Below are 23,205 nucleotides of genomic sequence, written 5' to 3'. Positions count from 1 at the left end.
GCAGAGCACACATCTGACATCTGACGGGAGACAGCCATGAGACCGCTGATCCTTCGACGTGCTATCGGGGCGCTGACGCTGGTGCTGGCGGCCACCGCGGTCACGTTCACCACGGCGCCGGCCGCGACCGCCTCGGACCGGGGCGGGTCGATCGGGCGCGGTGAGGCGATGGACCGCGCGTGGTCGTGGATCGCCGAACAGGTGCCGTACAGCCAGAGCGGCTGCCACGAGAACCAGTTCGGGTGCTACCGCCCCGACTGCTCGGGCTTCGTCTCGATGGCCTGGCACCTGGACTCGTCCCTGACCACCTGGTCCCTGTGGAACGTGACCTTCGACATTCCGGCGGGCGATCTGCAGCCCGGGGACATCCTGCTCAAGGACTCGGGCGGCACCGACCACGTGGCGCTGTTCGTCCGCTGGGCGGACCCGGGGCACACCCAGCCGGTGGTCCGCGAGGAGTACGACTTCGGGCACGTGGCCGAGGAGCGGGTGTGGGGCGACGGGCTGCGCGGGTTCACGCCCCGCCGCTACAACCTGCTGGACGACCTGATGCCGTACGGCGCGATCGGCGCGAAGTACGACGGCTTGGGCGGTCCCGGCGGCGCGCTGGGCCGGCCGACCACGGGGGAGCGGGACTCCATGATGGGCGGCCGTTTCCAGGCCTTCCAGAACGGGATCATCCTCTGGCACCCGGACGCGGCCTTCGCGGTCTACGGCGACATCCGGGACAAGTTCTGGGCGACGGACGCCGAGCGGCGCTGGGGCTTCCCGACGATGGACGAGGCGGACGGCGCGCAGGCACCGGGCGGGACGCGCGGCCGTTACCAGTTCTTCGAGCAGGGGTTGTTCATGTGGTCCCCGCAGACGGGAACGCACACGGTCCACGGCGCGATCTACCAGGCCTTCCACGCGGGCGGCCACGAGGCCGCGTTCGGCTATCCCGTGAACGACGAGGTGGACGAGGCGGGCGGCAAGGCCCAGCGGTTCCAGAAGGTCACGATCCACTGGAGCCCCGACCGGGGCACCTGGATCACCAACAACTGACGATTCCCCCTTGCTATGTGATCAGGAGATCATGGTGAACGAGCACCGTCCCACCCGCAGGAACGTCCTCAAGACCGTCGGCGGTCTCTCCGCCGCGGTGGCCCTGGGCGCCGGAGGCGTCCTCGCGTCGGCCTCGGCGGCCGCCGCCGTCGGCGACGCGGGCGGCCTGCACATCGTGGACCGTGGCGAGGGCGACCCCCGCATGTGGTACTACCGCTTCCAGACCGACGCGATCGGCTGGCAGCCCGCCGTCAACGTGCTGCTCCCGGACGACTACCACTGGAGCGGGCGCACCTACCCCGTCCTCTACCTGTTCCACGGCGGCGGCACCGACCAGGACTTCATCACCTTCGACCGCCTCCGCATCCGCGAATTGACCCAGGGCAAGCCGATCATCGTCGTCATGCCCGACGGCGGGCACGCGGGCTGGTACTCCAACCCCGTCACCTCCAACGTCGGCCCCCGCAACTGGGAGACCTTCCACATCGGGCAGTTGATCCCCTGGGTCGAGGCGAACTTCCGGACCTTCGCCGAATACGACGGCCGCGCCGTCGGCGGGTTCTCGATGGGCGGCTTCGGCGCCCTGAAGTACGCCGCAAAGTACTGGGGCCACTTCGCCTCGGTGAGCTCCCACTCCGGCCCGGCCAGCGTGCGCCGCGACGGCGGCGCCGTCGTGCACTGGGCCAACCTGTCCTCCGCGGCCCTGGACCTGGGCGGGGGCACCGTCTACGGCGTGCCGTGGGACGAGGCCAGGGTCACCGCGGACAACCCGATGGAACGCATCGAGAGCTACCGCAACAAGCGGGTCTTCCTCGTCGCGGGCACCAGCCCCGACCGGACGAACGCCTTCGACACCTTCAACGAGACCCAGGTGCTCGCCGGTCAGCGCGAGTTCCGCGGGGCGCTCGACCGGGCCGGGATCCCGCACGAGTGGCACGAGGAGCCGGGCGGCCACTTCGTCCGCGACTACATGTTGACCCGCGACCTCGACGGGATCATCGACCGGCTCCGCAAGGCCTGAACCAACCGTTCGTGACGAACCGTGCCCCCACCGCCCGTGAAGGCGGTGGGGGCACGGCCGCGCTCAACCGTTCGGTCGTCCGGTCCCGGCTCAGCCGTGCCAGGAGCGCCACAGCGCCGCGTACGCGCCGTCCGCCGCGACCAGTTCGTCGTGCGAGCCCAGCTCACTGATCCGGCCCGCCTCGACCACCGCGATCACGTCCGCGTCGTGCGCGGTGTGCAGCCGGTGGGCGATCGCCACGACCGTACGGCCCTCCAGCACCCGGGCCAGCGAACGCTCCAGGTGCCGGGCCGCCCGCGGATCGAGCAGCGAGGTCGCCTCGTCCAGGACCAGCGTGTGCGGATCGGCCAGCACCAGCCGGGCCAGCGCGATCTGCTGCGCCTGCGCCGGGGTGAGCGCCGCGGCGCCCGAGCCGACCTCGGTGTCCAGCCCGCTCTCCAGCGCCCTGGCCCAGCCGTCCGCGTCCACCGCGCCCAGCGCCGCCCACAGCTCCGCGTCCTCGGCGCCCGAGCGGGCGAGCCGCAGGTTGTCGCGCAGGCTCCCCACGAACACGTGGTGTTCCTGGTTGACCAGCGCCACGTGTTCGCGCACCCGCTCCGCGGGCATCCGTGACAGCCGCGCCCCGCCGAGCGTGATCTCGCCCGACCGTGGTGCGTAGATGCCCGCGAGGAGCCTGCCCAGCGTGGACTTGCCCGCTCCCGAGGGCCCGACCAGCGCCATCCGGGTGCCCGGCGGCACCGACAGGGACACCTGGTGCAGTACGTCGACCCCCTCGCGGTAGCCGAACCGGACCCCGTCGGCCCGTACGTCGCGGCCGTCGGGCACCACGTGCTCGTCGCCCGCGTCGGGCTCGATCTCCCGCACCCCGACCAGCCGGGCCAGGGAGACCTGGGCGATCTGGAGTTCGTCGTACCAGCGCAGGATCAGCCCGATCGGGTCGACCATCATCTGTGCCAGCAGTGCGCCGGTGGTCATCTGGCCCACCGACATCCAGCCCTGGAGGACGCAGTAGCCGCCGATCAGCAGCACCGAGCCGAGGATCGTCACGTAGGTGACGTTGATGACCGGGAAGAGGACCGACCGCAGGAACAGCGTGTAGCGCTCCCAGGCGGTCCACTCCTTGATGCGCTGCTCGGACAGGGCGATCCGGCGCCCGCCGAGGCGGTGCGCCTCGACCGTGCGGCCCGCGTCCACCGTCTCGGTGAGCGCTGCGGCGACGGCCGCGTAGCCCGCCGCCTCCGACCGGTACGCCGAGGGCGCCCGCTTGAAGTACCAGCGGCAGCCGAGCACCAGTACCGGCAGCGCCACCAGGGCGGCCAGCGCCAGCGGCGGCGCGGTCACGGCGAGCGCTCCGAAGAGCAGCCCCGCCCACACCACCCCGATCGCCAGCTGGGGCACGGCCTCGCGCATCGCGTTGGCGAGCCGGTCGATGTCGGTGGTGATCCGGGACAGCAGGTCACCGGTGCCCGCGCGTTCCAGCACGCCCGGCGGCAGACCCACCGACCGGACCAGGAAGTCCTCGCGCAGGTCGGCCAGCATCTCCTCGCCGAGCATGGCCCCGCGCAGCCGGACCATCCGCACGAAGAGCGTCTGGACGAGCAGGGCCAGCGCGAAGAGCAGCGCGACGCGCCCCAGGTGCAGTTCGCGCGCCCCCGCCGAGAGATCGTCCACCACCCGGCCGAGCAGGTAGGGGCCGATCATGGAGGCGACCACCGCGACCGCATTGACCGTGATCAGGACGACGAACGCCCGTCGGTGCCGCCGCAGCAGCCCGCGCACATAGCCCCGTACCGTCGTCGACGTGCCCACCGGAAGGGTGGCGACGGTCTCGGGGGCGGCCGGATCGTACTCCGGCGCCGCCACGCCGATCATGCCGATTCCTCGATCTCTGTGAGTTCCCGCAACGTGTCGAGCCCCCGGGCCGCCCCGAGCAGCTGTTCCTCTTCCGTGTCGCGCGTGACGACCGCGCGGTAGCGCGGTTCGCCGTGCAGCAGTTCGCGGTGTGTACCGACCGCCGCGACGGTGCCCCCGACGACCAGGACGACCCGGTCGGCGCGGTCCAGCAGCAGCGGCGACGAGGCCAGGACGACCGTCGTGCGCCCCGCGCGCAGCGCCGCGACGCCCTGCGCGATGCGGTCCTCGGTGTGCGAGTCGACCGCCGAGGTCGGCTCGTCCAGCACCAGCACCTCCGGGTCGGTGACCAGCGAGCGCGCGAGCGCGAGCCGCTGGCGCTGGCCGCCCGACAGCGAGCGTCCGCGCTCGGTGATCCGCGCGTCCATCGGGTCGTCCACTCCGTCCGGCGCGGACTGCGTCAGCGCGTCCAGTACGTCCGCGCACTGGGCCGCCGCCAGGGCCGCCGGGGCCTCGACCGCGGCGGACGCCGGTACGTCGAGCAGCTCGCGCAGCGTGCCGGACAGCAGCACCGGGTCCTTGTCCTGGACGAGCACCAGCGTGCGTGCCGTGTCCAGTTCCAGTTCGTCGAGCGCGACCCCGCCCAGCAGCACCGACGGGCCGCCGACGGCGTCGGCCGGATGCCCGCCGAGCCGCTCCGCCAGCCGCCCCGCCAGGTCCGGGTCACCGCAGACCACGGCCGTGAACAGGCCCGCGGGGGCAAGCAGTCCGGTCTCCGGGTCGTACAGGTCGCCGCCGGGGGTCGGAGCCGTGGGCGGCTCCTTCACCGCCGCTTCCGGTTCCGATTCCGGTTCTGGCTCCGTTCCCGGTCCGGCGCCCGGTCCGGCTTCGGCGCCGGGGTCCGTGCGGGTCAGCGACAGCACCCGGGCGGCCCGCTTGGCCGAGGGCCGCGAGAAGGAGTACGCCATGGCGATCTCCTCGAAGTGCCGCAGCGGGTACAGCATCAGGGCCACCGCGCTGAACACGGCGACGAGTTCACCCACCGTGATCCGCGCGTCCAGGACGAGCATGGCGCCGTACCAGACCACCGTGATCAGCAGCAGACCCGGCAGCAGTACCTGGATCGCCGAGATCAGGGCCCACATCCGGGCGCTGCGCACGGCCGCCTTGCGGACCTCCTGCGAGGCCTCGCGGTAGCGGCCGAGGAAGAGTTCCTCGCCGCCGATCCCGCGCAGCACGCGCAGTCCGGCGACCGTGTCCGAGGCCAGTTCGGTGGCCTTGCCCGCCTTCTCGCGCTGGATGTCGGCACGTTTGGTGGCGCGCGGAAGCAACGGCAGGACGGCCAGGGCCAGTACGGGTACCCCGACGGCCACGACCACGCCGAGCGCGGGCGCGTAGAGGACGAGGCCCACACAGATCACGACGACGGCGAAGGCGGCGGCGAGGAAGCGGGAGACCGCCTCGACGAACCAGCCGATCTTCTCGACGTCCCCGGTGGAGACGGCCACCACCTCGCCGGCCGCGACCCGCCGGGTGAGGGCGGCGCCCAGCTCGGCGGTCTTGCGGGCGAGCAGTTGCTGGACGCGGGCGGCGGCGGTGATCCAGTTGGTCACGGCCGTCCGGTGCAGCATGGTGTCACCGAGCGAGATGGCGATGCCGAGCAGCAGGACGAGCCCGCCGACCAGGATCAGCCGGGTGCCGTCGCGGTCCACGACCGCTTCGACGCCGAGGCCGACGGCGAAGGGCAGGCCCGCGATGCCGCAGTGGTGCAGCAGCCCCCAGCACAGGCTCTTGAACTGTCCGGCGAGCTGATTGCGCCCCAGCCACCACAGGAACCGGGGACCTGACCGAGCGTCGGGTACCCCTGGGTCCGGATACGGAAGATCGCTGATCTGCATGACGCCCCATGACTCGGTAGTGGTTCAAACCGGGTGCAAGGTTCGCCTTTGAACAGCATGCGGGGCAATCGGTTTTCCGTTGTTCCGACGAGAACCGGCCATGGTCGGCTTGGGCCTGCCGGGTCGTGTCAGGGGCGCGTGGCCCGTTCCAGTTCGAGCAGCGCCGAGTGGTACTCCTGTCCGGTGGCCCGGTCCATGCCCACCTCGCACATCCGGTTCGCGGACAGGTGGACGTCGTAGGACCGGGCGGTGACCTCCGCCGCCTCGCGCGCCGTCGCGGAGTCCGTCAGCTTCGGATGCAGCATCCCGCGGTCGCCCGCGAAGGCGCAGCACCCCGCGTCGTCCGGCACGACCACCTCCCGTGCGCAGGCCTCGGCCACCGCACGCAGTTGCGCTTCATCACCCAGATGGCGCATCGAGCAGGTCGGATGCAACACCGCCGAACCGACCGTGCGCAGCACCTCCAGCCGCGGCAGCAGTTCCTCCGCCGCCCAGACGACGGAGTCGACCACGGTCAGTTCGGCGTGCAGTTCGCGGTTGTCCGGGGTCAGGTACGGGACCACCTCGTGCGCGATGCCGAGGGTGCAGGAGGAGGCGTCGACGACCAGGGGCAGCCGCCCGCCCGCCGTCCAGCCCCAGGCGGCCGCCACGATCCGGTTGGCCATCAGCCGGTTCCCCGCGTCGTAGCCCTTGGAGTGCCAGATCGTCGCGCAGCAGGTCCCCGTCACGTCCTTCGGGATCCACACCGGCCTGCCCGCCCGCTCGGACAGCGCGACGACGGCCTCGGGCAGCGACGGGCCGTACGGACCGCCCGCACCCTTGGTGTCCTTCGGGCCGCTCGGGCCGCCGAAGATCCGGTTGACGCAGGCCGGGTAGTACACGGCCGAGGCCCCCACCCGTCGGGTGACGGGCAGGGCGCGGGCGGCCGCGCCCGGGATCTGGGGCAGCCACTCCGGGACCAGGTCCGGCCGTACGGCCTTGCGCGCGACCCCCGTGACCAGCCGCAGCGGACCGTCCCCGAGCCGGCCGGTGATCCGGTCGGCGGCGGCGACCGCGAGCCGGGCCGCCGCCTCCACCGCGCCGAACCGTTTCGCGACGACCGCGGCCGTCCGCTCCTCGCGCGGGCTGTGCCGTCGGTGGCGGAAGTCCTTCATCAGGGCCCCGGTGTCGATCCCGACGGGACAGGCGAGCTTGCAGGTGGCATCGCCCGCGCAGGTGTCCACCGCGTCGTAGCCGTAGGCGTCGAGCAGCCCGTCCAGCACCGGGGAACCGGGCTGCTGGCGCATCATCTCGCGGCGCAGCACGATCCGCTGGCGGGGCGTGGTCGTCAGGTCCTTGCTCGGGCAGGTCGGCTCGCAGAACCCGCATTCGATGCAGGGGTCGGCGACCGCCTCCACCCGGGGGATCGTCTTGAGTCCGCGCAGGTGGGCCCGCGGATCGCGGTCGAGCAGGATCCGCGGCGCGAGCACCAGGTCGGGGTCGACGACCCGCTTGGTGCGCCACATCAGCTCGGTGGCCGCGGTGCCCCATTCGAGTTCCAGGAAGGGGGCCATGTTGCGGCCCGTGGAGTGCTCGGCCTTCAGCGATCCGTCGAACCGTTCGACGGTCAGCCGGCAGAAGGCGTCCATGAACGCCCCGTACCGCTCGACGTCGGCGGGCAGCGCCGCGTCGAAGGCCAGCAGGAAGTGCAGGTTGCCGTGGGCCGCGTGACCGGCGACGGCGGCGTCGAAGCCGTGCTCCGCCTGGAGTTCCAGCAGCGCCTCGCAGGCCTCGGCGAGGCGGGAGGGCGGGACGGCGAAGTCCTCGGTGATCAGTGTGGTGCCCGACGCGCGGGCTCCGCCGACGGCGGTGACGAAGGCCTTGCGGGCCTTCCAGTACCCGGCGATGGTCCCCGCGTCGGTGGTGAAGGCGTTCGTCACCGAGGCCACCGGCGCGACCAGGTCCAGCCCCGCGACCACCTCGGCCGCGAGCCGCTCGTACGCCTCCCGGCCCGCGGCGTCCGGCGCGCGGAACTCCACGAGCAGGGCGGTCGTGTGCCTGGGCAGCGCGGCCCAGTCGGCGGGTACGCCCGCCACGCTGACCGAGGCGCGCAGCGTGTTGCCGTCCATCAGCTCGACGGCGATCGCGCCCGCCGCGTTGAAGAGCGGCACGGCGGCCGCGGCGGCGGGCAGCGAGGGGAAGAAGAGCAGGGCGCTGGACAGCTCGCGGTCCAGCGGCAGGGTGTCGAACACCACCTCGGAGATGAAGCCGAGGGTGCCCTCGGACCCGACCATCAGCCCGCGCAGGATCTCCACCGGGGTGTTGCCGTCGAGGTAGGCGTCCAGCCGGTACCCGGTGGTGTTCTTGATCTCGTACTTGGCACGGATCCGGGCGGTCAGCCGGTGATCGGCCTCGATCTCCCGCTTGATCTCCATCAGCCCGTGGCACAGGGCCGGCTCGGCGCGCGCCAGCTCCTCGTCGGCCAGCGGGTCGGCGGTGTCCACGACGGTCCCGCCGGGCAGCACGAAGGTGAGCGAGGACAGGGTGCGGTACGAGTTCCTCGTGGTCCCCGCGGTCATCCCCGAGGCGTTGTTCGCGACCACCCCGCCGAGCGTGCAGGCGATCGCGCTGGCCGGGTCGGGGCCGAGCACCCGGCCGTGCCGGGCGAGCGCGGCATTGGCGCGCAGGACCGTGGTGCCGGGGCGGATCCGGGCGCGCAGCCCCTCCTCCAGCACCTCGATCCCGGCCCAGTGGCGGCGTACGTCGACGAGGATGTCCTCGCCCTGCGACTGGCCGTTGAGCGAGGTCCCGGCGGCCCGGAAGACCACCTCGCGCTGCTTCCCGTGGGCGTAGGACAGCACGGCGGAGACGTCGTCGATGTCCTCGGCGACCACGACGACCTGCGGCACGAAGCGGTAGGGGGAGGCGTCCGAGGCGTAGCGGACCAGGTCGGAGACCTTCCACAGCACCTTCTCGGCGCCCAGCAGGGCGATCAGCTCGGAACGCAACGGCTCGGGGGTCCCGGCCGCCAGCCGCTCGGGCACCCGGTCGGGGGCCGGACCGCTGACGGTGCGCGGGCGCAGGGCCCCCGGTTTCGGCTCCAGCAGCGGCATGGGTGCCCCCTCGGCTGGGCGGAACCGTTCAGCAGCCGCGCCGCGCCGTACCGTCGGCCGGTCCGTCCGCCGGTCCGTCGGCCAGGGCGTTGAGCAGCCCGCCGAGCAGTCCGCGCTGATCGGTGGTCAATGGAGCCAGGATCTCCTCTGCGGCGCCCGTTCGCGCGTTGCGCAGCCTGCGCAGCGTGGCGCGGCCGGTCTCGGTCAGCTCGATCCGGATGACCCGGCGGTTGGCGGTGTCCGGCACCCGCCGCACGCACTCGGCCGCCTCCAGGCCGTCGACCAGGGTGGTCACCGCCCGGGGCACGACCTCCAGGCGGGCGGCGAGATCCGCCATTCGGGGGGGCTCCACCTCGGGATAGTGGGCGACCGTGCGCAGCAGCCGCGACTGGGCCGGGGTGATCCCGAGCGGCTCCAGATGGCGCTTCTGGATGCGGTGCAGCCGACGGGTCAGGCGCAGCAGCTGCTCGGCAAGGACGCCGTCCGAACTGTCCGGGCTGTCGGTCTCGGAAGCGGTGCTCATACTGGGAAGGGTATCAGGACCAGATTCATTGTGAGTATAGGTAACAATGAGCTATGCTCATTCGAGTCTGTCAGGGTTGTCCTGTCAGGAGTCTTCAAAAGTCTTCGAAGGAGGCGCATGCGCCCCGAAGGAAAAGAACCGAACTGGACGCCATCGAAGGAAGCCCTCGACCCCAGTCGTCCCGCCCCCGCCGACCAGCCGCGTGAGCTGCGCCGGATCGCCCGCCTGTTCCGCCCCTACCGAGGCCGGCTCGGCGTTGTCGGCCTGCTCGTCGGCGCCTCGTCGCTGGTCGGCGTCGCCTCGCCGTTCCTGCTGAAGGAGATCCTGGACGTCGCGATCCCCCAGGGACGCACGGGGCTGCTCAGCCTGCTCGCGCTCGGCATGATCCTCACCGCGGTCGTGACCAGCGTCTTCGGCGTGCTCCAGACCCTGATCTCCACCACGGTCGGACAGCGTGTCATGCACGACCTGCGCACCGCCGTCTACGCGCAGCTCCAGCGGATGCCGCTGGCGTTCTTCACCCGGACCCGCACCGGAGAGGTGCAGTCCCGGATAGCCAACGACATCGGCGGGATGCAGGCCACCGTCACCTCGACGGCGACCTCCCTCGTCTCCAACCTGACGGCCGTGGTCGCCTCCGTGGTCGCCATGCTCGCCCTCGACTGGCGGCTCACCCTCGTCTCGCTGCTCCTGCTGCCGGTGTTCGTGTGGATCAGCCGCCGGGTCGGCCGCGAGCGCAAGAAGATCACCACCCAGCGCCAGAAGCAGATGGCGGCGATGGCCGCCACGGTCACCGAATCGCTGTCCGTCAGCGGCATCCTGCTGGGCCGCACCATGGGCCGGGCCGACTCGCTCACCCGCTCGTTCTCCGAGGAGTCCGAGAAGCTCGTCGGGCTCGAAGTCCGCTCCAGCATGGCCGGCCGCTGGCGCATGTCGACCATCGGCATCGTCATGGCCGCGATGCCCGCGCTGATCTACTGGGCGGCGGGCATAGCCCTGCAGTCCGGCGCACCCTCCCTCTCCGTCGGCACCCTCGTCGCCTTCGTCACCCTCCAGCAGGGCCTGTTCCGGCCGGCCGTGAGCCTGCTGTCGACCGGTGTGCAGATGCAGACCTCGCTCGCCCTGTTCGCCCGCGTCTTCGAGTACCTCGACCTGCCGGTGGACATCACCGAGCGCGAGGACGCCGTCCGGCTGGAGCAGGCCAAGGGCGAAATCCGTCTGGAGGGCGTGGACTTCGCCTACGACGCCAAGCACGGCCCCACCCTGACCGGCATCGACATCACGGTCCCCGCGGGCGGATCCCTCGCGGTGGTCGGCCCGACCGGCTCCGGCAAGAGCACGCTGAGCTATCTGGTGCCCCGGCTGTACGACGTCACGGGCGGCCGCGTCGCGCTGGACGGCATCGATGTCCGCGACCTGGACTTCGACTCCCTGGCCCGCTCGATCGGAGTGGTCAGCCAGGAGACCTACCTCTTCCACGCCTCGGTGGCCGACAACCTCCGCTTCGCCAAGCCGGACGCCACCGACGAGGAGATAGCCCAGGCGGCCAGGGCGGCGCAGATCCACGACCACATCGAGTCCCTGCCCGATGGGTACGACACCCTGGTCGGCGAGCGCGGCTACCGGTTCTCCGGCGGCGAGAAGCAGCGCCTGGCCATCGCCCGCACCATCCTGCGCGACCCGCCGGTGCTGATCCTGGACGAGGCCACCAGCGCACTGGACACGCGCACCGAACACGCCGTGCAGAAGGCCATCGACGCGCTCTCCGAAGGCCGCACCACCATCACCATCGCGCACCGGCTCTCCACCGTCCGCGATGCCGATCAGATCGTGGTCCTCGACGGAGGAACGATCGCCGAGCGGGGTACGCACGAGGAGCTGCTGGAGGCTGACGGGCGGTATGCGGCCCTGGTCCGCAGGGACAGTGAGCTGGCTCCGGCCGCCGTGGCGGTGGAGACACCGACCGTGCCCGTCAGCGTGTGATCGTATGACCGCAACACGGGTCGGGTGCCCGGATTACGACAGTTTGCGGGTTAGCGTTTCTTCATGCGTCAAGAGCACCGGCCGCCGAAGCGGCCCGGGACCCGCGTCACCCGCCGGGGCCGACTGGCGATCTTCATTGGTCTGCTGGTCGCGACCGGAGCGGCGGCCCTCGTCCCGTTACTGCTGAACGGCGGCGCCCCGGAAGCGCCCCCGAAGCCGCGCCGACTGGTGATTCCCGAAGGCTGGCGGGCCGCACAGGTGTACACGGCGGTCGACCGTGAGCTGAAGCTCCCCGCGGGCTCGGCCAAAGCGGCGGTCGCCGGAGCGGGACTGGCCCTGCCCGCCGAGGCCAAGGGCAACCCGGAGGGCTTCCTCTTCCCGGCGACGTACCCCGTGTCCCAAGGGACCACCCCTGCCTCGCTCCTCGCGTACATGGTGCAGACGGCCAATCAGAAACTGGCCGCCAAGCCGGTCGCCACCGCGGCCAGGGCCCAGGGCATGACCCCCTACCAGACGGCCACCCTGGCGAGCATCATCCAGGCGGAGGCCGACACCCCGGCCGACATGGGCAAGGTCGCGCGGGTGGTCTACAACCGCCTCGCCAAGTCGATGCCGCTCCAGATGGACTCGACGATCAACTACGCGCTGAACCGCGCCACCGTGGACACCGCCCTGCGCGACACCCGGATCGACAGCCCCTTCAACACCTACGAACGCCAGGGCCTGCCCCCGACCCCGATCGACAGCCCGGGCGCGGCGGCCGTGGCGGCCGCGGTGGCCCCGACGCCGGGTGACTGGCTGTTCTTCGTCACGGTGAAGCCGGGAGACACCCGCTTCTCGGCGACCTACGAGGAACACAAGCGTCATGTGGCCGAGTTCAACAAACACCGCGCAGTCGCCCGCAAGGCCTGACGCCGGTCCTGCTGCCCCCGCTCCGGCCCGGCCCTACCCGACGGCGACCGGGGCCGGCCGGAGCAGGCGGCGCAGTTCGCGGGTGGCGGCGGCGCCCGCGCGGTTGGCGCCTATGGTGCTGGCGGAGGGGCCGTAGCCGACGAGGTGGACGCGCGGGTCCCGGGCCGCCCTGGTGCCCTCCAGGCGGATCCCGCCGCCCGGTTCGCGCAGCCGCAGCGGGGCCAGGTGGTCGATCGCGGGCCGGAAGCCGGTGGCCCACAGGATCACATCGGCGTCCACGCGCCGGCCGTCGTCCCAGGCCACGCCCGAGGGGGTGATCCGGTCGAACACGGGCAGGCGGTCCAGGACCCCGGAGGCCAGCCCGGCCCGCACGGCCTCGTTCAGCGGCAGGCCGGTCACGCTGACCACGCTCTGCGGGGGCAGCCCCCGGCGGACCCGCTGCTCCACCAGCGCCACCGCGGCCCGCCCCTCGGCCTCGCCGAAGGAGCCGTCGCGGAACACCGGGGGCCGCCGGGTCACCCAGGTGGTCCCGGCGGCGACCTCGGCGATCTCCAGCAGGTGCTGCACCCCGGAGGCGCCGCCGCCGACGACGATCACCCGGGCTCCGGCGAACTCCCGCGGCCCCGGGTAGTCCGCCGTGTGCAACTGGCGCCCCCGGAAGGTCTCCTGGCCGGGGTAGCGCGGCCAGAACGGCCGGTCCCAGGTCCCGGTGGCGTTGATCAGGGCCCGCGCCGACCAGTTTCCGGACGGGGACTCCACCAGCAGCCGCCCGGCGGCCCCCTCGCGCACCGCCGTCACGTCCACGGGGCGCCGTACGCGCAGCGCGAAACGCTCCTCGTAGGTGGCGAAGTACTCCCCGACCACCTCGGAGGACGGGCGCCGCGGGTCGGCGCCGGTCAGTTCCATCCCCGGCAGCGCGTACATGCCGTGCACTTTCCCGTAGGTCAGCGAGGGCCAGCGGAACTGCCAGGCGCCGCCGGGCCGGGGCGCGTGGTCCAGGACCACGTGGTCCAGTCCCGCCCGCCCCAGGTGGTAGGCGCTGGACAGGCCCGCCTGCCCGGCACCGATGACCACCACGTCCACGTTCACGGCCGCGTCCACGGCATTCAGCGAATCGTTCACGGTTGTACCAACTGGCGGAGGGTCCGGGATCTTCCCGCCCGTAGCCCGTAGCCCGTAGCCCGTAGCCCGTAGTCCGCCGTCCGCCGTCCGCCGTGAGCCGGACCGTCGGGTCCCTCAGCTTCCGGCCGCGCGCAGCACCCCCGGGACCGGCCCGGTCGGCTGGAGGGTGAGCCCGGGGAACACCTTCGCCCGCTCGCCCCCGGTGTCCAGATGGAACCGCTGCCCCAGCACCGCCAGCACCAGCGCCGCCTCGACCAGCGCGAACCGGGCGCCCAGACAAGCCCGCGGGCCACCGCCGAAGGGGAACCAGGCGTGTTCCGCCACCGCGGGCACCGCCCCCGCGTCCCACCGCTCCGGGCGGAAGGCCGTCGGTTCGGGGAACCACCGCGGGTCACGGTGCACGGACCACGGGCTCGCCCACACCAGCGTTCCGGCGGGCACCTCGCGCCCGCCGATCGTCGCGCCCCGCGTCGCCACCGCGGAGATCAGCCAGATCGGCGGGTAGATCCGCAGCGCCTCCTTCACGATCTGCTGCGTCCACACCAGCCGCGGATAGTCGTCGTGGGTCGGCAGCCGCCCGCCGAGCACCCGGTCCAGCTCCTCCGACAGCCGGGCGCGCGCCTCCGGCGCCTCCGACAGCAGCTGCCACGCCCAGGTCAAGGTGGTCGAGGTGGTCTCGTGCCCGCCGATGTACAGCGTGATCGACTCGTCCCGCAGCTCCTCGCGCGAGAGCGGCCCGCCGTTCTCGTCACGGGCCGCGAGCAGCCGGCTGAGCAGGTCGTCCCGCTCCTCGCCCGCCGCCGAGGCCGCCTCGTGCTCCCGTATGACGTGCGCGATCTCCCGGTCGAGGACCGCCACGGCCGCCCGCATCCGGCGTCGCCCGGGCGTCCGTACCCAGGGTGGCAGGAACAGGGTCAATCCACGGAATTCCGCCCCCAGTTCCCGCTGGGCCGTGGCCATCGCCGCACTGATGGGCGCCTCGCGCCCCGCGGCGTCGCCGCCGAACAGGGTCCGCACCGCGATCCGCTGGGTCAGCCCGGCCATCTCCCGGTGCACGTCGATCCGCTCGCCCTCCCGCCAGCCGCGGGCCAGCGCGTCCGCGCACTCCACCATCGTGGCGGCGTACGTACGGACCTGGCGCGGCCGGACGGCGGGCTGCACCAGCGCGCGCTTGCGCCGCCAGTCCTCGCCGGTGGCCACCACCACGCCGTTGCCCAGCAACTGGCGGAACGCCCAGCCCAGTTCGGAGGGCTTGAAGCTGCCCTCAACGGCACCGAGCAGCTCACCGGCGTGCTCGGGGCGGGAGACCAGCACATTGCGCTGCGGCCCCAGCGTCCAGGGCGCCCAGTCGCCGTAGTCGTCCCGCAGGGACTCGAAGAAGGCCAGCGGATCGCGTGCGAAGGCGGGAAGGTTCCCGAGCAGGGGCCACCGGCGCGGTCCGCGCTCGGCTCCCACGGGCGGCAGGGTGGCGGTCACGCGGGCATGGTGGCAGCGCCCCCGCCAAGGCGCCAGAGCCGGGAACAGTGGACGCCGTCGTTCCGGCCCCGCGTACGCCGTCGTTCAGGCCGCGCGGCGGGCGCTGAGCCAGTCGTGCGCCGCGTCCGCCGAGAATTCCGCCTGCCCGGACGGGAACAGCAGCGCCGCCGTCGCGAAGGCCGGGTCACCGGCCGTCTCCGCCACGTACGGGATCGCCACACAGGCCATCCCGGCAGCGTGCGCGGCCCGCGCGCCCGGGGCGGCGTCCTCCATCACCACACAGTCGGCCGGCGGTGCGCCGAGCTGCCGCGCCGCCTCCAGGAAGACGTCCGGCGCGGGCTTGCCGTGCGGTACCTCTTCGGCGGAGACGACGGTGGTGAGCAAGGTGTCGAGCCCGGTCCCGGCGAGGACGGCGTCGATCGCCTCGCGCGAGGAGCCGGAGGCCACCGCCATCGGAATGCCCTCGCCGTGCAGCCGTTCCACGAACGTCCGCATCTGGGGGAAGGCCTCGGTCCGGGCGCGGGCCAGCTCCAGGTAGGCCGCGTTCTGCTCGGCGAGCAGCTGCTCCACCGGGGCCCGCAGGGCGTACCGCTCGCGCAGGATCTCCAGCGTCTCCAGGGTGCCGATGCCGATGAAACGCGCGTGCTCGTCCCAGGTGAAATCGGGGACGCCGTGCCGCTCCAGGGTGAGGCGGCCGGACTCGTAGTAGTTCGGCTCGCTGTCCACGAGGGTGCCGTCGAGATCGAATATGACGGAAATCATCCGTTGTGCCCGTCCTGCCGGTCGTGTGCGTATCCCTTCCATCCTGTCAGGGTTTGCGCGCGGACCGGCCCACGGCCTCGACCAGCGGCAGCAGCCGGTGCGGCACCCGCTCGCGCAGTGCCACCTCGGTACGGGTGCGCACCACGCCCGGCAGCCGGATCAGGCCCTGGATCACGTCCTCCAGGTGCGCGTTGTCCCGGGCCGCCACCCGGGTCAGCAGGTCCCCGCCACCGGTGATGGAGAAGGCCTCGATGATCTCCGGCACGGCGGCCAGCGCCTCGCCCACCTCGTCCAGGTGCCCCTGCGTGACCTCGATGTGCACGAACGCCAGCACCGGGTGCCCGAGCGCCGCGGGGGAGAGCACGGGACCCGTGCCGGTGATCACCCCGGTCCGCTCCAGCCGGTCGAGGCGCGCCTGCAGGGTGCCGCGCGCCACGCCGAGGCGGCGCGCGTACTCGCGCAGGCTGGTGCGCGGCTCCTCGATCAGCAGCCGCAGGATCCGGGTGTCCAGCTCGTCCACGGCCATGGTCCACGGGCCTTCCGTCGGCAGTCAGGAGTGCCCCCGGACTGTACCAATGGCCCACAAACCGACCCTTCATCGGACAGGGCCGCCCACGTCGCATCCGTCCTCCCCCTGCGCCGCGAATTACCGTGAGAGGGTCCGACCGACAGGGGATCCGGGGCGGGGGCCGGAAGGGAGAGAGCCATGGACGACCACGCGACCACGACCGGCGGCGCGGCGGCCGCACCCACCACCGGCGGGCTGACCTGCCTGGTCACCGGCGCCACCGGATACATCGGCGGCCGCCTGGTGCCCGAACTCCTCGACGCGGGCCACCGGGTCCGCTGCCTGGCCCGCTCGCCCGAGCGACTGCGCGACCACCCCTGGGCCGACCGGGCCGAGGTGATGCGCGGGGACGTCACCGACCCGGACGCGGTGGCGGCCGCCCTGCGCGGAACCGACGTCGCCTACTACCTCGTGCACGCGCTCGGCACCGGCGCGGGATTCGAGGAACGCGACCGGTCCGCCGCCCGGATCTTCGCCGGACGGGCCCGCGCGGCCGGGGTCCGCCGGATCGTCTACCTCGGCGGCCTGACCCCGGCCGGGGTCCCGCCACAGGACCTCTCCCCGCACCTGCGCTCGCGGGCCGAGGTCGGCGAGATCCTCCTCGGTTCGGGCGTGCCCACCGCCGTACTGCGCGCCGCGGTCATCATCGGTTCCGGTTCCGCGTCCTTCGAGATGCTGCGCTACCTCACCGAACGGCTCCCGGTCATGGTCACCCCGAGCTGGGTCGGCACCCGCATCCAGCCGATCGCCGTCCGCGACGTGCTGCGCTACCTCGTCGGCGCCGCCACCCTGCCCGCCGGGGTCAGCCGCGCCTTCGACATCGGCGGGCCGGACGTGGTCACCTACGAGCAGATGATGCGCCGCTACGCCGCCGTCGCCGCCCTGCCGCACCGGCTGATCCTGCGCGTCCCGATGCTCACCCCGCGCCTGTCCAGCCACTGGATCGGCCTGGTCACGCCCGTACCACGGGCGCTGGCCCGGCCGCTGGCCGAGTCCCTGCGCCACGAGGTGGTCTGCCACGAGCACGACATCGCGCGGTACGTGCCCGATCCCCCGGGCGCCCCGATCGGCTTCGACCGGGCCCTGGAACTGGCCCTGCGGCGAGTGCGCGAGGCGGACGTCAGCACCCGCTGGTCCTCGGCCTCGCTGCCCGGCGCCCCCAGTGACCCGCTGCCCACCGACCCCGACTGGGCGGGCGGCAGCCTCTACACCGACTCCCGGGAGCGGGCGGTGGACGCCTCGCCGCAGGCGCTCTGGCGGGTGGTGGAGGGGATCGGCGGGGCGAACGGCTGGTACTCCTTCCCGCTCGCCTGGGCGGTACGGGGCTGGCTCGACCGGCTCGTCGGCGGAGCCGGGATCCGGCGCGGCCGGCGCGACGCGGCCCTGCTGCGGGTGGGGGACTCCCTCGACTTCTGGCGCGTGGAGGAGATCGAACCGGGGCGGCTGCTCCGGCTGCGAGCCGAGATGCGGCTGCCGGGGCTCGCCTGGCTGGAGATGTACGTCGAGCCGGGCACCGGCGGGGCCCGCGGGTCCGGAGCCCGGTACCGCCAGCGCGCCCTGTTCCATCCGCACGGGCTGCTCGGACACCTCTACTGGTGGAGCGTGTCCCCCTTCCACGCGGTGGTCTTCGGCGGCATGGCCCGCAACATCGCCCGCGCGGCCGCCGCCCTGCCGGCAGCCCCGGACCCCGCGCGGGATGCCACTCCCTGAGCCGTGACCCGGGCCGGACGCTGGACCCCGGCCGGACGCCGGGACTCGGACCGGACGCCGGGCCCGGAGCCGGGGGCGCCCCCGCATCCGAACCGCGGGTCCGGGGCGAAGTACCGCACGACAGCAGTCCCCGCCCCCCACCCTGACACGGAGCCCGTCCATGAACGTCGCGGTCGTCCTCTACACCTCGGACCTGCGCCTGCACGACCATCCGCCGATGCGGGCCGCGCTCTCCTCCTCCACCGAGGTGGTGCCGCTGTTCGTCCGCGACCGGGGCGTCGAAGCGGCCGGCTTCGCCGCCCCCAACCGGCTGGCCTTCCTCGCCGACTGCCTGGCCGCCCTCGACACCGGGCTGCGCGAGCGCGGCGGCCGCCTCGTCGTCCGCTCCGGGGACACCGTCGCGCAGGTGTGCGCGGTGGTCCGGGAGGCCGACGCCGACGAGGTACACATGGCGGCCGGGGTCAGTGCCTACGCCCACGGACGCGAGGAGCGGCTGCGCGCCGCGCTGGAGCGGGAGGGGCGGCGGCTCCACGTGCACGACGCGGTGGTGACGGTCCTCGCCCCCGGCGCCGTGGCCCCGGCGGGATCGGACCACTTCGCGGTCTTCACCCCGTACTTCCGCCGCTGGTCCGAGCAGCCCCCGCGGACCCCGGCGGTCGCCCCACGCGCGGTCCGGGTGCCCGCGGCCGTCGGCTCGGAGCCGCTGCCCGACCGGGGCGCCGTACGGGGACTCTCGCCGGGCCTCGCGCGCGGCGGCGAGCCCGAGGCCCGGGCCCGGCTCACCGGCTGGCTGCGCGACGGCGTCGCGCGCTACGAGGACACCCACGACGACCTGGCCGGGGACGCCACCTCCCGGCTCTCCCCCCACCTGCACTTCGGCACCCTCTCGCCCGCCGAATGCGTCCACCGGGCGCGGGCGGCGGGCGGTCCCGGCGCGGCGGCCTTCGTCCGGCAGCTGTGCTGGCGGGACTTCCACCACCAGGTGCTCGCCGCCCGCCCCGCCACGGCGCACGAGGACTACCGGGCCCGCCACGATCTCTGGCGCACCGACGCGGCGGCCGCCGAGGAGACCGAGGCGTGGAAGGCGGGCCGCACCGGCTATCCGCTGGTCGACGCGGCGATGCGCCAGCTGCGGCACGAGGGCTGGATGCACAACCGGGGACGGCTGCTCGCCGCGAGCTTCCTCACCAAGACCCTCTACGTCGACTGGCGGACCGGCGCCCGGCACTTCCTGGACCTTCTCGTCGACGGGGACCTCGCGAACAACCAGCTCAACTGGCAATGGGCGGCCGGGACCGGCACCGACACCCGGCCCAACCGGGTCCTCAACCCGGTCCGGCAGGCCCGGCGGTACGACCCGCACGGCCACTACGTCCACCGGTGGGTGCCGGAGCTGGCCGGCTTGCCCGCGCCGGACGTCTTCGAGCCCTGGCGGCTGTCCGGGCTGGAGCGGGCCCGGTACGACTATCCGGATCCGGTGGTGGACCTCGCCGACGCGCTGGGCCGGTTCAAGCGGGCCCGCGACGCATCGTGACCGGCCGCGCGGCGACGGGCCGCATCGTGACCGGCCGCCCCGCGCGGGGTGCTCCGCTCCGGGTGCTCCGGGTCCCGCCGCGTCGGCCCGTATCGTGACGGGGGTGGACCGTGCGCATTCCGCCCCGGAGCCGCCGGCCGCGGCTACGGCGTGGCCGCTGAGCACCGGCGCCGTCGCCCGGCGCGTCTCGCCCACCACCCTGCGCTCCTGGGAACGCCGTTACGCCATCGGCCCGGCCCGCCGCGAGGACGGCAGGCACCGCCGCTGGACCCCGGACGACGTCGCCCGCCTGGAACTGATGTGCCGGCTCACGTCCCAGGGGGTGCCCCCCGCCGGATCGGCCCGCGCGCCGTCGTGCTCTGGTCCCAGGTCCGGACGACCGCGGACCGTGCGCTGGTCCGGTCGGTCTCGGGCATCGAATGGTGGCTGCGCGGGGCCCGCGCCCACCCCCGGGTGCTGCTCGCGGGCCCCGGCTGGGGCGCGGCCGGCGCGCCCGCGCCGCGCGCGGAACGGCTGTACGCGCTGCGTTCGGCGGTCGACGTCATCGAGTCGCTGACAGCGGCTGGCCCTGCGGCTGGGCCTGCGCCCGCAGGGAGTACCGCAGGCGGTACAGGGCGCGCCGCATGTGGCTCTTGACGGTCCCCAGCGGCATCCCCGTGCACGCCGCGATCTGGGTCTGGGTCAGGTCCCCGTAGTACGCCAGCCGCAGGATCCGCTGCTGCGCCGACGGCAGCCGGGCCAGCTCGCCGAGGACGAGCACCCGGTCCAGGGCGCACTCCGGTTCCGCCGTGGCCCCGGGCGGCCACGTGACGTCGTACTGCGCTCCGGCGGCGGCCACCGCGCGGGCCCGCCGGGCGCGCGCGGCCAGCGCGTCCGCCACCTTGTGACGGGTGATGCCGACCAGCCAGCCGCCCAGGTCACCGCTGCCGGGCCGGTAGCCGCGGCGGCCCCGCCAGGCGGCGAGGAACACCTGCTGGGTGACGTCCTCGGCCTCCCGGTCGTCGCCCAGCCGGCGGCGGGCGAAGGTGTGCACGAGGGGCCGCCAGCGGAGGTAGACGGCCGTCATGCCGTCCTCGTCGCCGCCCAGGAAGAGCGCCACGACGCGTGCGTCGGCCATTCCGTCACCGCCGGCGGTGTCTGCCGGGCCGGGGTCCACAGGGTCCGTGAGGTCCATGGCCCCAGCCTCGTGAGCACCACCGCCCCACTCAACGCGCAGCGTTTCCGCATCGAATTCCCGGGTTCCGGACGGCGGAGGTCAGCCCGACCGTCCCGGTGTCACCACCGCATGAGCGAGCTCGCGCTCTCCGGCCGCCCGCAGGCCGTCGTCCTCGCCCACGCGCACGGCCCCGCCGCCCGGACCGGCTGATCCGTCCTGCGGCGTACGGTCCGCCACGGGCCGGGGGACCACCAGCAGGGCGACGCCGAGCAGCGCGGTCGCGACGGCGGCGTCGAGCCAGTAGTGGTTGGCCGTGCCGACTATCACGGTCAGGGTCAGCAGCGGGTGCAGCAGCCACAGGTACCGCAGGCGCCCGCGGGTGGCCGCGATCATGCCGATCGCCAGCATGAGCGCCCAGCCGAAGTGGAGCGAGGGCATCGCCGCGAACTGGTTGGCCATGGTGTCCGCCGCGGGCGCCGCGCCGTAGACCGTGGGCCCGTAGACCTGCCCGGTGTCGACCAGGTGCGCGGCCCCGAGCAGCCGCGGCGGGGCCAGCGGGAAGCCGAGGTGCACGACCAGCCCGACGGCGGTGAGCGCCGCGAGGACCCGGCGGGCCCACAGGTAGTGGCCGGGGCGGCGCAGGTACAGCCAGATCAGGAAGGCCGCGGTGGCCGGGAAGTGCACGGCCGCGTAGTAGGTGTTCGCGAGGTGGACGACGGTGTCGCTGTGCAGGAGCAGGTCCTGGACCAGGCCCTCGCCCGGCAGGTGCAGGGCGCGCTCGGCGTCCCAGACGCGGCCCGCGTTGCGGAAGGCGTCGTCGGTGTGGCCCGCCGTCAGCATCCGGCCGCCCTTGTACACGGCGAAGAGGACCGCGACGAGCAGCAGCTCGGGTATCGCCCGGGGCCGCCCGACGGCCGTGGTGCGCTGGGTCATGCCGCGGTTCTCTTTCCTCTGCGACTACCGATACGACAATGTATCGATACGAGAGTGTACCGATACGCCTGCGTTCCGGTACGCTTCCGTATCGAGAACCACTCGAAGACCGCCACCGCCGGAGGGGAGAGCCGCCCATGACGACATCGGCATCGCCGTCGCCGGCCGCCGCCGCGCGCCGCTCCAAGATCACCCCGGAGCGGGAGCAGGAGTTCTACGACGCGGTCCTCGAACAGCTCCGCGAACACGGCTACGAGGCCCTGACCATGGAGGGCGTCGCGGCCCGCGCCAACTGCGGGAAGTCCACGCTCTACCGGCAGTGGAAGACCAAGCCCCAGCTGGTCGCCGCGGCCCTGCGCTCGGCCCGGAGCGGCCGCACCCTCGCCGCCGTCGACACCGGCACCCTCGCCGGAGACCTCCGCGCGGCCGCCCGGATCGCGGCCGGCACCTCGGGCCGCGACACCCGCCTCACCCAGGCCCTCGGTCACGCCGTCATGAACGACGAGGAACTCCAGGGGGCCCTGCGCGAGGCGCTGGTCGAACCCGAACTGGCCGCCTTCGACGCGATGGTCGCGCGGGGCGTCGCGCGGGGCGAGATCGCCGCGGGCCACCCCGCCGTGGAATTCCTCCCGGCGCAGCTGATGGGCGTCCTGCGGATCCGGCCCGTTCTGGAGGGCCGCTACGCCGACGCCGACTACCTGGTCCGCTTCGTCGACGCCGCGCTGCTGCCCGCACTGGGCCTGGCTCCGGGCCCGGCTCCGGGCCCCTGAAGACCGGCGGGCGGCCGTCTCCGATGACCGGACGGACCGCCTGCCCGCGCTGCCTCGTGGGGACGGTGGCAGCGCACCCCCGCGGACCGGGTGGCGGACGCTCCAGCAGGAGCGGCCGCCATCCGGTCCGCGTCTTTTCAGGAGGGGCCGGCGGCGGGGGTGTCGCCCATGATCCGGAGGTATTCCTCCGGTCCGGCGTCCACACCGTGCACGGCCGGGTCCAGGGACCACGCGCCCGCGGCGTCCCGCGTGAACACCGCGACCGTGGCCGCCGCGACGCCCGCCACGCCCGCGACCGGACCCTCGGCCACGAGGTCGGTGTACCCCTCGCGGATCCGCAGGGCCATGCCGCCGATGTCACCGAAGGTCCGCGTGCCGTCGTCGCTCTGGACGACCACGCCCACGACCACCCGCCGCAGCCGCTCCGACATCCGGTCGAGTTCGAGGGTCATCACCTCGTCGAAGCCGAACCCCTGACCGGTGCGGCTGTCCCGGTTCAGGGTGATGGTGCCGTCGGGAGCCCGATGGTCGAAGTACACGACATATTCGGGCGTTCCCCGCACATCACCCTCCGCGTACACCGCCGCGATGATGTCGAGGTCATTGGCGGGCGAACCGGGCGCGCTGGGATCCCATTTCAGCGCCACCTCCACCCGGGCCAGGCTCTTGCGTACTCCGCTCACCGAACTCCCCCTCCAGGTCACGTGCGTTGCCCCCGTACCCCGTCATGCTGCCATGAGGATCTTCGGGCCCGCCCGGATCGTTATCCTCAATTTTTCCTCAGATGTAGTGACGCTGCGCTCATGGCTTTCTAGCTTCTCCAAGCAAGCCGTTTCCATCGGAGAGAGTC

Annotated in this window: 18 protein-coding genes and 1 pseudogene; 8 read left to right on the top strand and 11 right to left on the bottom strand. The window is 73.3% G+C overall.

Annotation, left to right across the window (positions count from 1 at the left end):
• Window positions 1-36 precede the first annotated feature (36 nt).
• Both OHS33_RS04510 and OHS33_RS04505 read left to right on the top strand, forming a co-directional pair.
• Window positions 37-1,044 (top strand): hypothetical protein, encoded by a 1,008-nt coding sequence (locus OHS33_RS04510; RefSeq protein WP_330329064.1) that lies wholly within the window; start codon window positions 37-39, stop codon window positions 1,042-1,044.
• Between the two features lie 31 nt (window positions 1,045-1,075).
• Window positions 1,076-2,065 carry an alpha/beta hydrolase gene (locus OHS33_RS04505; RefSeq protein WP_330329063.1) on the top strand — a complete coding sequence of 330 codons (990 nt, stop codon included), beginning with the start codon at window positions 1,076-1,078 and terminating at the stop codon, window positions 2,063-2,065.
• Window positions 2,066-2,155: 90 nt separating this feature from the next.
• On the opposite strand, the gene OHS33_RS04500 is transcribed toward OHS33_RS04505, so the two are convergent.
• The 4 genes from OHS33_RS04500 to OHS33_RS04485 all read right to left on the bottom strand — a co-directional run bounded on the left by OHS33_RS04500 (window position 2,156) and on the right by OHS33_RS04485 (window position 9,429).
• Complete coding sequence (locus OHS33_RS04500; RefSeq protein ID WP_330329062.1) at window positions 2,156-3,937, bottom strand: ABC transporter ATP-binding protein; 1,782 nt, start codon at window positions 3,935-3,937, stop codon at window positions 2,156-2,158.
• Window positions 3,934-5,814, bottom strand: coding sequence for an ABC transporter ATP-binding protein (locus OHS33_RS04495; RefSeq protein ID WP_330329061.1), 1,881 nt, complete (start codon window positions 5,812-5,814; stop codon window positions 3,934-3,936). Before OHS33_RS04495 ends, OHS33_RS04500 begins: the two co-directional genes overlap by 4 nt.
• Before the next feature lie 128 nt (window positions 5,815-5,942).
• Window positions 5,943-8,906 (bottom strand): FAD-binding and (Fe-S)-binding domain-containing protein, encoded by a 2,964-nt coding sequence (locus OHS33_RS04490; RefSeq protein WP_330329060.1) that lies wholly within the window; start codon window positions 8,904-8,906, stop codon window positions 5,943-5,945.
• A gap of 28 nt (window positions 8,907-8,934) precedes the next feature.
• Entirely contained in the window at window positions 8,935-9,429 is a 495-nt protein-coding gene (locus tag OHS33_RS04485; RefSeq protein ID WP_330329059.1) for a MarR family winged helix-turn-helix transcriptional regulator, read from the bottom strand.
• Between the two features lie 117 nt (window positions 9,430-9,546).
• On the opposite strand from OHS33_RS04485, the gene OHS33_RS04480 reads away from it, so the two are divergent.
• Window positions 9,547-11,412, top strand: coding sequence for an ABC transporter ATP-binding protein (locus tag OHS33_RS04480; RefSeq protein WP_330329058.1), 1,866 nt, complete (start codon window positions 9,547-9,549; stop codon window positions 11,410-11,412).
• A 63-nt stretch (window positions 11,413-11,475) separates the two neighbouring features.
• A complete protein-coding gene (mltG, locus tag OHS33_RS04475; protein ID WP_330329057.1) occupies window positions 11,476-12,324 on the top strand; it encodes an endolytic transglycosylase MltG in 849 nt (282 codons plus the stop codon).
• A 33-nt stretch (window positions 12,325-12,357) separates the two neighbouring features.
• Here mltG and OHS33_RS04470 read toward each other — a convergent pair whose 3' ends face one another.
• From OHS33_RS04470 to OHS33_RS04455, 4 genes are all read right to left on the bottom strand, one after another.
• The gene (locus OHS33_RS04470) at window positions 12,358-13,446 is read right to left on the bottom strand and encodes an FAD-dependent oxidoreductase (RefSeq protein ID WP_330329056.1); all 1,089 of its coding nucleotides are present in this window, start codon (window positions 13,444-13,446) and stop codon (window positions 12,358-12,360) included.
• Between the two features lie 114 nt (window positions 13,447-13,560).
• Window positions 13,561-14,922 carry a cytochrome P450 gene (locus OHS33_RS04465; RefSeq protein ID WP_330329055.1) on the bottom strand — a complete coding sequence of 454 codons (1,362 nt, stop codon included), beginning with the start codon at window positions 14,920-14,922 and terminating at the stop codon, window positions 13,561-13,563.
• Window positions 14,923-15,006: 84 nt separating this feature from the next.
• On the bottom strand, window positions 15,007-15,684 hold the full coding sequence (locus OHS33_RS04460; RefSeq protein ID WP_330329054.1) for an HAD family hydrolase: 678 nt from the start codon (window positions 15,682-15,684) through the stop codon (window positions 15,007-15,009).
• A 46-nt stretch (window positions 15,685-15,730) separates the two neighbouring features.
• Window positions 15,731-16,210 carry an Lrp/AsnC family transcriptional regulator gene (locus OHS33_RS04455; RefSeq protein WP_330329053.1) on the bottom strand — a complete coding sequence of 160 codons (480 nt, stop codon included), beginning with the start codon at window positions 16,208-16,210 and terminating at the stop codon, window positions 15,731-15,733.
• 180 nt (window positions 16,211-16,390) lie between these two features.
• Between OHS33_RS04455 and OHS33_RS04450 the strand changes: the two genes are divergently transcribed.
• From OHS33_RS04450 to OHS33_RS04440, 3 genes and pseudogenes are all read left to right on the top strand, one after another.
• A complete protein-coding gene (locus OHS33_RS04450; protein WP_330329052.1) occupies window positions 16,391-17,962 on the top strand; it encodes an SDR family oxidoreductase in 1,572 nt (523 codons plus the stop codon).
• Window positions 17,963-18,122: 160 nt separating this feature from the next.
• The gene (locus OHS33_RS04445) at window positions 18,123-19,496 is read left to right on the top strand and encodes a cryptochrome/photolyase family protein (RefSeq protein WP_330329051.1); all 1,374 of its coding nucleotides are present in this window, start codon (window positions 18,123-18,125) and stop codon (window positions 19,494-19,496) included.
• A 103-nt stretch (window positions 19,497-19,599) separates the two neighbouring features.
• Window positions 19,600-19,846: pseudogene (locus tag OHS33_RS04440) on the top strand (MerR family transcriptional regulator); the annotation flags it as partial.
• 191 nt (window positions 19,847-20,037) lie between these two features.
• Here the strand turns inward: OHS33_RS04440 and OHS33_RS04435 are convergent.
• Both OHS33_RS04435 and OHS33_RS04430 read right to left on the bottom strand, forming a co-directional pair.
• The gene (locus tag OHS33_RS04435; protein WP_443065219.1) at window positions 20,038-20,670 is read right to left on the bottom strand and encodes an RNA polymerase sigma factor; all 633 of its coding nucleotides are present in this window, start codon (window positions 20,668-20,670) and stop codon (window positions 20,038-20,040) included.
• Window positions 20,671-20,751: 81 nt separating this feature from the next.
• Entirely contained in the window at window positions 20,752-21,585 is an 834-nt protein-coding gene (locus tag OHS33_RS04430; protein ID WP_330329050.1) for a phosphatase PAP2 family protein, read from the bottom strand.
• Between the two features lie 137 nt (window positions 21,586-21,722).
• On the opposite strand from OHS33_RS04430, the gene OHS33_RS04425 reads away from it, so the two are divergent.
• Entirely contained in the window at window positions 21,723-22,355 is a 633-nt protein-coding gene (locus tag OHS33_RS04425) for a TetR/AcrR family transcriptional regulator (protein WP_330329049.1), read from the top strand.
• 137 nt (window positions 22,356-22,492) lie between these two features.
• Here OHS33_RS04425 and OHS33_RS04420 read toward each other — a convergent pair whose 3' ends face one another.
• Window positions 22,493-23,038: a TerD family protein gene (locus tag OHS33_RS04420; protein ID WP_330329048.1), complete on the bottom strand. Its 546-nt coding sequence runs from the start codon at window positions 23,036-23,038 to the stop codon at window positions 22,493-22,495.
• Between the last annotated feature and the right edge of the window lie 167 nt (window positions 23,039-23,205).

The sequence above is a fragment of the Streptomyces sp. NBC_00536 genome (genome assembly GCF_036346295.1).
In the GTDB taxonomy this organism is placed as follows: Bacteria; Actinomycetota; Actinomycetes; order Streptomycetales; family Streptomycetaceae; genus Streptomyces.
The sequence above is the reverse complement of the archived record's forward strand: the minus strand, read 5'-3'. Positions and strand labels throughout refer to the sequence as shown.

What these genes read in the sequence shown, in the direction of transcription:
- OHS33_RS04510 (WP_330329064.1), top strand. Translation starts at nt 37, where the DNA reads ATGAGACCGCTGATCCTTCGACGTGCTATCGGGGCGCTGACGCTGGTG.
- OHS33_RS04505 (WP_330329063.1), top strand. Translation starts at nt 1,076, where the DNA reads ATGGTGAACGAGCACCGTCCCACCCGCAGGAACGTCCTCAAGACCGTC.
- OHS33_RS04500 (WP_330329062.1), bottom strand. Translation starts at nt 3,937, where the DNA reads ATGATCGGCGTGGCGGCGCCGGAGTACGATCCGGCCGCCCCCGAGACC.
- OHS33_RS04495 (WP_330329061.1), bottom strand. Translation starts at nt 5,814, where the DNA reads ATGCAGATCAGCGATCTTCCGTATCCGGACCCAGGGGTACCCGACGCT.
- OHS33_RS04490 (WP_330329060.1), bottom strand. Translation starts at nt 8,906, where the DNA reads ATGCCGCTGCTGGAGCCGAAACCGGGGGCCCTGCGCCCGCGCACCGTC.
- OHS33_RS04485 (WP_330329059.1), bottom strand. Translation starts at nt 9,429, where the DNA reads ATGAGCACCGCTTCCGAGACCGACAGCCCGGACAGTTCGGACGGCGTC.
- OHS33_RS04480 (WP_330329058.1), top strand. Translation starts at nt 9,547, where the DNA reads ATGCGCCCCGAAGGAAAAGAACCGAACTGGACGCCATCGAAGGAAGCC.
- mltG (WP_330329057.1), top strand. Translation starts at nt 11,476, where the DNA reads ATGCGTCAAGAGCACCGGCCGCCGAAGCGGCCCGGGACCCGCGTCACC.
- OHS33_RS04460 (WP_330329054.1), bottom strand. Translation starts at nt 15,684, where the DNA reads ATGATTTCCGTCATATTCGATCTCGACGGCACCCTCGTGGACAGCGAG.
- OHS33_RS04455 (WP_330329053.1), bottom strand. Translation starts at nt 16,210, where the DNA reads ATGGCCGTGGACGAGCTGGACACCCGGATCCTGCGGCTGCTGATCGAG.
- OHS33_RS04450 (WP_330329052.1), top strand. Translation starts at nt 16,391, where the DNA reads ATGGACGACCACGCGACCACGACCGGCGGCGCGGCGGCCGCACCCACC.
- OHS33_RS04445 (WP_330329051.1), top strand. Translation starts at nt 18,123, where the DNA reads ATGAACGTCGCGGTCGTCCTCTACACCTCGGACCTGCGCCTGCACGAC.
- OHS33_RS04435 (WP_443065219.1), bottom strand. Translation starts at nt 20,670, where the DNA reads ATGGACCTCACGGACCCTGTGGACCCCGGCCCGGCAGACACCGCCGGC.
- OHS33_RS04430 (WP_330329050.1), bottom strand. Translation starts at nt 21,585, where the DNA reads ATGACCCAGCGCACCACGGCCGTCGGGCGGCCCCGGGCGATACCCGAG.
- OHS33_RS04425 (WP_330329049.1), top strand. Translation starts at nt 21,723, where the DNA reads ATGACGACATCGGCATCGCCGTCGCCGGCCGCCGCCGCGCGCCGCTCC.